At 41.4% G+C, this 220-nt stretch carries 1 protein-coding gene; it reads right to left on the bottom strand.

All coding sequences use genetic code 11. From position 1 onward, the window contains the following. Positions 1 to 220, bottom strand: a 220-nt coding sequence (locus tag AB4512_RS22315) for a hypothetical protein (RefSeq protein ID WP_372175722.1), incomplete at both ends; no start/stop codon positions are given.

Raw genomic sequence — 220 nt, 5'->3', positions numbered from 1 at the left:
ATACTAAAGTTGTCGATGGCAACACTGATGTCTTCCGATGTTTCAATATTCGTTACGTTCACAAAGATCGGTTGATCGTTAATAGGATCAATCACCAGATCGACATCGAAGCTGGTTGGCGTACCTAGGTACTCTGTATTATCAGCATCAGTATCTACAGAGCGAACGGTAATCTGTAGTGGACCATTGATACCCAGTACATTGCCTGTATCACTATTAT

It is taken from the genome of Vibrio sp. 10N.222.52.B7 (assembly GCF_041474275.1).
Lineage (GTDB): Bacteria > Pseudomonadota > Gammaproteobacteria > Enterobacterales > Vibrionaceae > Vibrio > Vibrio crassostreae_C.
This window is presented reverse-complemented; position numbering and strand designations above follow the sequence as displayed.